This is a genomic window from Micrococcus sp. HSID17227 (genome assembly GCF_003989405.1).
In the GTDB taxonomy this organism is placed as follows: Bacteria; Actinomycetota; Actinomycetes; order Actinomycetales; family Micrococcaceae; genus Micrococcus; species Micrococcus luteus.
On sequence record NZ_RBLN01000060.1, the window covers coordinates 1 to 9,835 of the forward strand.

The 9,835-nt window shown below is 68.4% G+C and carries 7 protein-coding genes; 6 read left to right on the forward strand and 1 reads right to left on the reverse strand.

The features are described from left to right. The 3 genes from D8M29_RS05070 to D8M29_RS05080 all read left to right on the forward strand — a co-directional run. Nucleotides 1-365: hypothetical protein (locus tag D8M29_RS05070; RefSeq protein WP_238693332.1), on the forward strand; the 365-nt coding region annotated here is incomplete at its 5' end. Beyond that, the gene (locus D8M29_RS05075) at nt 362-2,128 is read left to right on the forward strand and encodes a peptidoglycan DD-metalloendopeptidase family protein (protein ID WP_127445828.1); all 1,767 of its coding nucleotides are present in this window, start codon (nt 362-364) and stop codon (nt 2,126-2,128) included. The genes D8M29_RS05070 and D8M29_RS05075, both read left to right, overlap by 4 nt. Continuing rightward, the gene (locus tag D8M29_RS05080; protein WP_127435181.1) at nt 2,125-2,910 is read left to right on the forward strand and encodes a hypothetical protein; all 786 of its coding nucleotides are present in this window, start codon (nt 2,125-2,127) and stop codon (nt 2,908-2,910) included. Before D8M29_RS05075 ends, D8M29_RS05080 begins: the two co-directional genes overlap by 4 nt. Before the next feature lie 714 nt (nt 2,911-3,624). On the opposite strand, the gene D8M29_RS05085 is transcribed toward D8M29_RS05080, so the two are convergent. Then, entirely contained in the window at nt 3,625-4,563 is a 939-nt protein-coding gene (locus tag D8M29_RS05085; RefSeq protein ID WP_127435182.1) for a hypothetical protein, read from the reverse strand. Nucleotides 4,564-4,752: 189 nt separating this feature from the next. Between D8M29_RS05085 and D8M29_RS05090 the strand changes: the two genes are divergently transcribed. The 3 genes from D8M29_RS05090 to D8M29_RS05100 all read left to right on the forward strand — a co-directional run bounded on the left by D8M29_RS05090 (nt 4,753) and on the right by D8M29_RS05100 (nt 9,142). Then, nucleotides 4,753-5,918, forward strand: a protein-coding gene (locus D8M29_RS05090) for an IS3 family transposase (RefSeq protein ID WP_127435183.1) whose coding sequence is annotated in 2 segments (ribosomal slippage) — nt 4,753-5,037 and nt 5,040-5,918 — 1,164 coding nt in all. Because the reading frame shifts where the segments join, the coding sequence is not laid out codon by codon here. A gap of 342 nt (nt 5,919-6,260) precedes the next feature. After that, entirely contained in the window at nt 6,261-7,913 is a 1,653-nt protein-coding gene (locus D8M29_RS05095) for an ABC-F family ATP-binding cassette domain-containing protein (protein ID WP_069941851.1), read from the forward strand. Further along, nucleotides 7,910-9,142, forward strand: coding sequence for an MFS transporter (locus tag D8M29_RS05100; RefSeq protein ID WP_065573238.1), 1,233 nt, complete (start codon nt 7,910-7,912; stop codon nt 9,140-9,142). The genes D8M29_RS05095 and D8M29_RS05100 overlap by 4 nt, the downstream gene beginning before the upstream one ends. Nucleotides 9,143-9,835: the final 693 nt, after the last annotated feature.

Here is a 9,835-nt window from a genome sequence, read left to right on the forward strand (position 1 = left end):
TGCCCCCGGCTCCGCTGGTGCGTGCCGTCGGCGTCGGGGCGGCCGCCATCGGTGGTCCGATGGGTGGGGCGGTCAACGTCGTTGCCCAGGGCGCGGCCTGGTCCATCGAGCGCCAGAACCGCAAGGAGCTCACCGGCCCCGGCAAGCCCCAGCGGGTGCCTCGCCAGTCCCGGATCACGGTGGGCAGCGACGGCAAGGCCACCGTGACCCCTCGCCGGCCCGAGGTCGTCGAGGGCACCGTCGTGGATTCGAGCCAGGGCCCCCAGCAGCCCCCGCGGCGGCCGCGGGCGCACAGCACGGAGGCCACCCAGCGGATGCGCGAGCGCCTCCGGGCCGCCCAGGGCCCGCGGGGGCAGCACGCATGAAGCGCCGCGCCGTCTTCATCGGGGCCGGCGCCGTGGTGGCCGTCGTCGCCTTCGTGGTGGTGCTGATCCTGCTGATCATCCTGATGATCGGTGGCGCCCAGCAGAAGCTGAAGATGCAGCAGTCCTCCCTCTCCTGTGTCGTGGGGGGCCTGACCGCCGCGGACGGGTCCCTGGCCATCCCGCTGATGGGCCGGGTCACCTCCGACTACGGGCCGCGTCCGAACCCCTTCGGGCCCGGGTACATCCCCCCGGGCTACACGAGCGAGGCGCCCTTGCTTTTCCACGGCGGCGTGGACATCGGCGGCATCCCCGAGGGCACCCCCATCAACGCCGTCATGGGCGGCACGGTCATCGGCACCAACATGGAGGGTGAAGAGGGCGGCAACATCCTCAAGATCGACTCGGGCAACGGGATCGAGTGGCGCTATGTCCACATCGCCAACGGCACCACCGTGGTCAAGCCCGGCCAGCAGGTGAAGGCCGGGGACCACCTGGCCGGAGCCGGCGAGACCGGCGTGGCCACGGGCGTGCACCTGCACCTGATGCTCTACGTCAACGGCGAGCGGTCCAACCCGCAGACCTGGCTGGCCGAGCGCGGCCTGATCCTGGAGAAGGGCCAGATGCCCCGGCTGACCTCTCCGGCCGGCGGCGATGCCGCGGGGGCGGCGTCCTCGAGCTCGGCAGCAGCCTCCTCAAGTTCGGCTCCCTCGGCCACGCTGGCCAGCGGATCCTCGCCCGCGGGCGCCGCCGCCTCGGACGGGCAGCCCCCCAAGGTCAACGGGCCGGTGCGGATCACCTTGCCCGAGGGCAGCGAGTGGACGCTCTCCCCGGAACAGGTGGAGAACGCGGCCCTGATCGTCGGGGTGGCGCGCGAGCTCAACATCTCGGACAAGGGGATCCAGGTGGCGCTGGTGACCGGGCTCCAGGAGACCATGCTCCAGAACATGGCGAACCCGACCCTGCCGGAGTCCATGAACTTCCCGCACCAGAAGACCGGCACCAACAAGGACTCGGTCAACGTCTTCCAGCAGCGCACCGTGGCCGGCTGGGGAAGCGTGCCGGAGCTGATGAACCCCGAGTACGCCGCACGAGCGTTCTTCGGCGGCCCAACCGGCCCGAACAAGGGCATGCCCCCGGGCCTGCTGGACATCCCCGGTTGGGAGGGCATGGCCCCCGGGTCGGCTGCCCAGGCCGTACAGAACTCGCGCCACCCCGACGAGTACAACAAGTGGGAGAACGCGGCGAACCAGATCCTGGGCCAGGTCACCGGCACCACCCCCATGATGTGCCAGGGCGCCGGCGGGGCTGCGGCCGCAGCCAGCGCCACCTCCAGCACCGCCCCCGAGGGCAACCACGCCCTGGACGAGGACACCAAGCGCCTGGAAATCCCGGCCGACTTCTCGCGCTCGAAGATCGTCTCCCGCGCCGAAGCCGGCATCGGCGGCACCTACACCTACGGCGCCGCGGACTTCCGATCCTGGGATGCCACCGGGCTGGTCTCACGCGTCTACCAGGACAACGGGATCGACATGCCCCGCCAGGCCCCGTGGACCGTGGGCAAGCGCACCGAGACCCCGCAGCCCGGCGACATCGTCGCCCAGAAGTGGGACCCCACCCGCGGGCGGTGGGAGCACGTGGGCATCTACGTCGGCGACGGCATGATGATCTCCGCGATCAACGAGTCCGCCGGCACCCGCAAGCACCCGGTCACCCAGACCGGCACCGACACCGTCTACTTCGACGTGATCCAGGAGAAGAAGTGAGCCGCACGGACACCACCCGCCACCCCCAGGAGCCCCAGCCCCGCACGGGGCGGGCCTGGCCCTTCCTGGTCGGCGCTCTCGCCGTGGCAGGCGCCGGCGCGTGGCTGCTCACCGGCGCCCCCGGCGAGCAGGCGCCGGAGGCGCCGGCCCCCACCCCCGCGGCGGCCGCGAGCTCGACGGCCGGGGCCTGGCCTCAGTCGTCGGCCAGCACCGTCCCGGCCAGCGCTGCGAGTCAGGAAACGAATCGGGAAACGACCCCCTCCACGGGGCCGTCGAAATCTGGAAACGCCCAGGTCAGCCCGTCATCGGTCAGTGCGGCGCGCAGCTCCCAGATGGAGGTGGAGAAGGCCGCCCAGGAGCGAGCCGTGCAGGGTCTGGACCCCGACGCCCGCAAGCGTGCCGAGGACGTGGCCAGCCGGTTTGCGCAGGCCATGAACGCGCGCACGTGGCAGACCAGCCGGCAGCAGTGGCGGGAGGCGCTGGCGCCCACGGTGAGCCCTGAGCTGCTGAAGACGCTCGACGTCGATCGGGATTGGGAATCCGACGCCCAGCACCGCTTCGTACAGGCCAAGGCCAGCACGTCGGTGCAGGTGCTCGAGTCGCGCGCGCAGACCGTTCAGGGCGAGCGCGTCGACGTCGCGCTCATGGTGGCCACCGAGACCACCGGCGAGGACCCCTGGGTCACCGCGCCGCGGACCGAGCGCCCCATGACCGTCGTCGTGGACACCACCCAGAACCGGGTTGTTGAGCAGATCGACATGACCCCGCACGGCGGCCTCTGAGACGCCCCCGGCCGGGCCCTACGACACGTAGACCAGCGGCTGCGACATCTTCACGCGAGCTCCCCAGCGGGAAGCCGTGCCATACGAGCACCAGCGACCGGCGAGCATCCAAGGAGCACCGAAGGTAGACGGGAGCCAGAGCGCAGCCGTGCGCGGGCGAGCAGACCGGGAGCAGGCAGCCAGGGGCCCGGCGGAAACCAAGCCGCACGAGGGCCAGAGGGAGGGGAGTCTGCCGCCACTGCCCGGCCACAGATCCACGGGAACCTCGAGGTAGGCCCGCCAGATCCAGGCCAGCGAGCCGCCCCTGATCCACGCCCCAGAGACCCCCTCTGGGCCTGGATCAGAGGCGGCTCCGTTCGGGGGATGAGCAGCAGTGGCGAGGCGATGTGCATGGGCCACACGTGTAGAGATGCAGCGAAGATTTCACACGACGCGCGGCCAAGAGTTCACAAACACGCGCCACACGTTCGTCTCTGCAAAGTAGGCCGAGCTGGAGATGAGTGAAGAAGGGCATCCAGGACGGGGCCGTGCGAATTCGCCTGGGTGCGTAGAAGGCGCCTCCAGACTGGAGCCGCGGTACTTCCTGCGGGTCGCACGAGCGCATCCACGCCCACTCCGAACACTCTGCATGTCTAAGAGTTGCTACTGGATCGCCATCTGCCACGTCCGGCGGCAGGGTGTCCTAGTAGGCGATCAGTGGGGGCCGTGCTCCTCTCACCAGGGAAACGTGCCGCCCAAGAACTGGGTCAGTAGTGCAGTGAGGCCACTCACGGCAGCTTGGCCGGAAGCTTCGGCGGCCCCGTCGCGCAATTTTGTCAGAAACGAGCGTGTGGACTCACCGACCGTATTGCCGTCCTCATCGAGAGCTTGTCGAAGATCTGCAACCTGATCGGGCTCGAGAAGCTTGGCGGCAGCATCCAAAAGTCCCTCACGATCTCCAGGAGTCACGCGAGCGTCAATTGCAACTGAGGCGGCGCCGTCAACCTGCCCTTGTGAGACCACCGATGCCCGGTCGCCATAGATGTTTTGGGTGATGATTTGAAGAGAGACGCTGCGTGCTTCTCCCCGTGTGCCCTCCGCATCCTTGCCGACATCGCCCACTGATGGATCAATGGCTTCGAGCTCCAACAGCAGCTCTAGGGCAGAGGTGCGCACACGATCGACGATGCCCTCCAGATGCGTCCGGGGCAGGACTCTGCAGGCCGATGCGAGCTCCATCATCTCAACTCTGGGCGCTTTGCCTTCATTGCCGAGGCGACGGAACTCATCGACCCAAATGAGAGGAAGGCTAAGCTCCGGTGAGTTCTCCCGGTCTCGGGTCAGGGCGCTGACCTCCGCCACGGGCTGGCGTAGGAAGTCTGCTTCTGCGGGTACTCGTAATGACTCTGGGATGTCCGAACGACTGAGTGACTGACGCAACGAGGCGCCCATCGGACCATGGAATGTGAGCCTGTATGGAGCGAAGAGAGTTGAGCGATAGTTCGGAGGTTTAACGTCTGGTGACCCGTACCCCTGAAGCTCGCCCTTCACCCATTCCACCATAGGGTCGGACTGGATTCGCTTTGCCACTACCAGACATTGCCGCAATGCGTGTTCGATCTGCACATTCGGATCTGACAAGGTCTCAATTGCGCGAGTGATAGTGAAAGTCATCAGAAAAAGCACCAATCGGTGTGGCGGACGTGGCAGACGGTGGCACGTGGACAGTCCTAGAACTTTTCGTGAAACGGTCGCATATGGGCAAGGCTGAGGCTTCAAGAGGCTTGCGAGGGCGGGACTGCTGCACGGATAGGTGACATCTGATCTGTGACGCTGTGAGGCGTTGCTGGAAGGATGAACACCGTGCCCAAGCACTATCCCCAGGAGTTCCGCGACGACGTCGTGCGCGTCGTCCGCGATCGTGAACCTGGCCAGACCATCAAGCAGATCGCCGCGGACTTCGGCATTGCCGAGTCCTGCCTGCGCAACTGGATGCGCCGGGCGGACGTGGAAGAGGGCTCCACACCCGGAACGAGCGCCGCCGAGCACGCCGAGCTCCGGGAGGCCAAGAAGCGCATCCGGCTGCTGGAGCAGGAGAACGAGGTTCTGCGCCGGGCGGCGGCCTATCTGTCCCAGGCGCACCTGCCGGGAAAATGAAATACCCGCTCGTCCGTGAGCTGGCCGCCGACGGGATCCCCGTCACGGTGACGTGCCGGGTCCTCAAGCTCGCCCGCCAGCCCTACTACCGCTGGCTCGCCACCCCGGTCACCGACGCCGAACTGGCCGAGGCGTACCTGGCCAACGCGTTGTTCGACGCCCATCGCGACGACCCCGAGTTCGGCTACCGGTTCCTGGCCGATGCGGCCCGAGACGCCGGCCACGCCGCGTGTGACCGGACGATGTGGCGGGTGTGCTCGGCCAACGGCTGGTGGAGCGCGTTCGGCAAGAAGCGCGGCAAGAACGGCAAGAAGCCGGGCCCACCGGTCCACGACGATCTGGTGAAACGCGATTTCACCGCCGACGCCCCGAACGAACTCTGGTTGGCCGACATCACCGAACACCGCACCGGTCAAGGCAAGCTCTACCTGTGCGCGGTCAAGGACGTGTACTCCAACCGGATCGTGGGCTACTCGATCAGCGACCGGATGAAGTCGCGCCTGGCCGTGAATGCGCTAAACAATGCCGTGGCCAGACGCACCGAGGTGGCCGGCTGTATTCTGCACACAGACCGCGGATCGCAATTTCGGTCCAGGAAATTCGTCCGCGCCCTGCACCACCACGACATGGTCGGTTCGATGGGCAAGGTCGGTGCCGCCGGTGACAACGCGGCCATGGAGAGCTTCTTCGCGCTGCTGCAGAAGAACGTCCTGGACCGTCGCACCTGGGCCACTCGCCAGGAGCTGCGGATCGCGATCGTCACCTGGATTGAGCGGACCTACCACCGCCGGCGCAGGCAGACAGCCCTGGGCCGATTGACTCCCGTTGAATACGAGACCATCATGACCGCACCGGCCGCTCAGGCAGCCTGACCCACCCTGTCACCTATCCGTGCAGCAGTCCCGGCCTTCTATCGAGCCGCAGACCTCTGACGGGGCCGCAGAGGCCAAACCATGACTGTCTCGCTCGTCAGTTTTCCAGTCTCTGCCTCCCCGGGACGCTCGATAGCTCGACATACAGGTCTGTGGCGATCCGGGACTCCTCTGCCGCGTTTGATATCGTCGAGTCCATGTACAGAGGCATCGCGTCGATGAAGCTCCGCTCCGCCCGCTGACGGCGGCGGACAACTCCTGACGAAACCCGCTCGCCGTCCTGGCACCCTGCCGGGCGGCTTTCTCATGCTGCCCGGCTCCATGACGAGCTGAGAGACCACGATGACCCTGACCCCTCTGAACACCCCTGCCCTGCCTGCAGGCAGCGCCGCCCACATCCGAGCCGAGAGCATCACCCTCACCCTGGGCGATCGAACCGTGCTGAACGACGTGGACGTCACGGTCTCCGCCGGATCCCGGTTGGCCGTCGTCGGTGAGAACGGCCGCGGCAAGACCACGCTGCTGCATGTGCTCGCCGGCACCCTGATGCCGGACTCCGGCACCGTGACCCGCGCAGGGACGGTCGCCCTCGTCGAACAGGACCTCGACGTGGACGACGACCGCACGGTCGGTGACCTCGTCCACGACTCCATCGGCGAGTCCCTCCGTGTCCTGGACCGCCTCGAGGAGGCCACCCTCGCCATGGCAGAGGGCAGGCCTGGAGCCGATGACGCCTACGCCCGAGCGCTGGAGACGGCCACCGCCCTCGACGCCTGGGACGCCGAGCGGCGCATCGACCTCGCGTTGCACGGCCTGTCCGCCTGCACGGATCGGGCTTGTCCGCTGCGGGCACTGTCCGTCGGACAGCGGTACCGCGTCCGGCTGGCCGTCGTCCTGGGCTCTGCGGTGGACCTGCTCTTGCTGGACGAGCCCACCAACCATCTCGACGCCGGGGCCCTGGAGTACCTGACACGGGCACTGAGGGAGCACGCTGGGGGGTTCGCCGTGGTCACCCATGACCGCGCACTGATGAAGGACGTCGCCGACGTCTTCCTCGACCTGGATCCCACTCGTGACGGTCGCCCCCGGCAGTACACCGGAGGCTATGAGGCCTGGGAGAAGGGGCGGCGTGCCGAGCGGGCCGCCTGGGAACAGGAGCATGAGCAGCAGCTGGCCGAACACGCCGCCCTCACCATCGCGGCCGAGGCCGCCCGCGGACGTCTCCAGGACCGGTGGCGTCCGGACAAGGGGACGGGCAAGCACCAGCGGGCCACTCGCGCCGGCGGCGTGGTCCAAACCTTCAACCGCAGGATGCGGGATCTGGCGGCGCATGAGATCACCGTGCCGGACCCGCCCCGGTCCCTGACGTGGCCGGCCTCGACGACCAGGGCAGGCCGGCCACTGCTCAGTGCGGAGGGGGTCGGCCTGGCCGGCCGCCTCCACGGGCCGGCCTCCGTCGAGCTCCACGGCGGGGATCGCCTGCTGCTCACCGGCCCGAACGGCGCCGGCAAGTCCACGTTGCTCCAGGTCCTCGCCGGCATCCTCGAGCCCACTGCCGGCCGCATCCTGCGGCACACGGGCGCGAAGATCGCGCTGCTCGCCCAGGAAGTGCCCGCATGGAACCCGCGACACACGGCGCGGCAGGCGTTCGAGGCGCACCTGCACCGCAACGGTCTGATGGCGAGGAACAACGGTGTGCCGTCACTCGGGTCATTGGGCCTGCTAGAACCGCGGAGCCTGGACACGCCCGTTGGGCGGATGTCTCAGGGGCAGCAGCGAAGGCTCCACCTGGCGCTGTGCCTGGCTGAACAGCCGGACCTGTTGATGCTCGACGAGCCGACCAACCACCTCTCCGCCGCGCTGGTGGACGAGCTCACGGACGCCATCCGGGAGACCCGGGCGGCCGTGGTGGTGGCCACTCACGACCGCCAGATGCTCCGAGACCTGACCGACTGGCCGCGTCTCGAGCTGAGCACCGAGGGGGTGACCCGTTGACCTCGATCACCGCACTGGCACCTCTGTCCTCCCCCCGGTATCGGCCGCTGTTCCTGGCGATGGTGCTGGCCATCTTCGGCCAGGGTGCCTGGAACCTGTACCTGGCCATGCAAGTGCTGGAGCTCGGAGCTGATCCGCCGACGCTGGCCGGCGTCGTCATGTGGAGCGGCGTCGGCCTGCTGGCTGCCTCACTGCCGGCCGGCGTCGTCGCCGATCGCCTGTCGAAGAAGGGGATCCTGGTGGCCGTCCTGGTCGTCAATGCGGTGGCGGCCGGTGTCGTCTCCGGCCTCGCCACGATGGGGGCCGCTCAGTACTGGCTCCTGGGATTGTCAGCACTGATCGTCGGGGCATCGACGGCGTTCTTCTTCCCGGCCTACACGGCGTTGGTGCCGCTGCTCGTCGAGGAGGAGCAGCTGATGGCCGTGAACGGCCTCGAGGGGGCGACGCGGCCCGTCGTCGGTCAGGCCCTGGCACCAGCCCTGACCGGGGCGGTCATCGGTGCGACGACACCTCCTGCGGGCGGGCTGCTCATTGCCCTTTCGCTCGCGGCCGGCGCGGTGCTGGCCGCCCGCCTGCCTGCGGTGGGCCCCCCAGATACGAATGCGGCGCCTCAGCACCCGTTCCGGGACCTGGCCGAGGGATTCACGTACGTCCTCCGGACGCGCTGGGTGAGGAGCAGCGTCCTGTTCGCCGCCGTCATGGGCCTGGTGACGACCGGCGTCCTCGAGGTGCTGCTGCCGGCGCTGCTGCGCGACGGCCACGAGAACGGTGCCGCGGTCTACGGGGCGGTGCTGGCGGCGCTGGGCGTCGGCGGGCTGGTCGGCTCGCTGATTGCTGGCGGCATGGAGGCGCCGCGGCGCTTCCTGCCCGTAATGGTGGGAGTCTGGGCTCTGGCATGTGTCCCGCTGGCCCTGCCTGCTTGGACGCTGAACCCCTGGATCATCGGGGCCGGTCTGATGCTCTACGGGGCCGGCATCGGAGTGGGCATGGTGATCTGGGGGACCGTCCTCCAGGCGCACGTGCCCTTGGACATGCTCGGACGGGTGGCGAGCCTGGACTTCTTCGTTTCGATCGCGTTCATGCCGCTGTCCGTCGGGCTCGTGGGGGCGGTCTCCGCCACCGTCGCCCCAGGAGCACTGTTCGTGGCCGCGGGGATGGTCCCGCTGGCCTTGGCCGGCGTCCTGGCACTGGCCGGGCAACTGCGTTCCGACGAGCCCCACGCGGCGTGACTCGTGCCTCGCGGCGGGGTCGGGCGATGGCTCGGCCCCACCACGCGGCAGGGGGCGCCCCCCTGCTGTTCCGACGCTTCAATCGACGCGCCCACTCAGGAGGCCCGCGTGCGTCCCCTGGCCCTCACGGCGCGTAGTCGCACGATGGCAACAAGTTCATTGCTGGTCACATCACGCTCCGTCAAGAGGCGAGGTGTGCGCTGTTCTATGAAACATAGATGCGCGTCTGTGAAATCTTCGCTGCATCTCGACAACACGGGGGCGGGAAGTGCGCCGGAGACGGCACCGCAGGAGTGCCGTTCAGGTGCCATAACGCGAGCGGGAAGCCCGCGGGAAGAGCGGGAGTCGAGCTGTCGAGATGCAGCGAAGAGTTCACACGACGCGCGGTGAACTCTTCGCATATCAGGCGGGATCCGGTCGGCGTGAAATCTGGGTGTCCCGGTGGGCGCTCCCGCGCGCCCCAGGGCCCGCCAGAAACGTACGGGCGGCTGCCGCTCTGGCGGGTCGGTTGTGGCGAGTCATGTGGCGGGCGGACAGGGTCGGATGTGGCGCGCACGGCGCATGGCGAGTTGAGTCCCGCATAGTGGTGTAGCGCCCGGTGGTCGGGCGTGTCGTCTCAGACGTGGACGCGGCCACCGTGTGATCCGTCGAGTCAACCTTCCACAGAATCCTCGAATGGAGTCATCACGATGA

Bases quoted from the DNA above. Each gene is read 5' to 3' on its own strand.
- D8M29_RS05075 (WP_127445828.1), top strand. From the start codon at position 362: ATGAAGCGCCGCGCCGTCTTCATCGGGGCCGGCGCCGTGGTGGCCGTC.
- D8M29_RS05085 (WP_127435182.1), bottom strand. From the start codon at position 4,563: ATGACTTTCACTATCACTCGCGCAATTGAGACCTTGTCAGATCCGAAT.
- D8M29_RS05095 (WP_069941851.1), top strand. From the start codon at position 6,261: ATGACCCTGACCCCTCTGAACACCCCTGCCCTGCCTGCAGGCAGCGCC.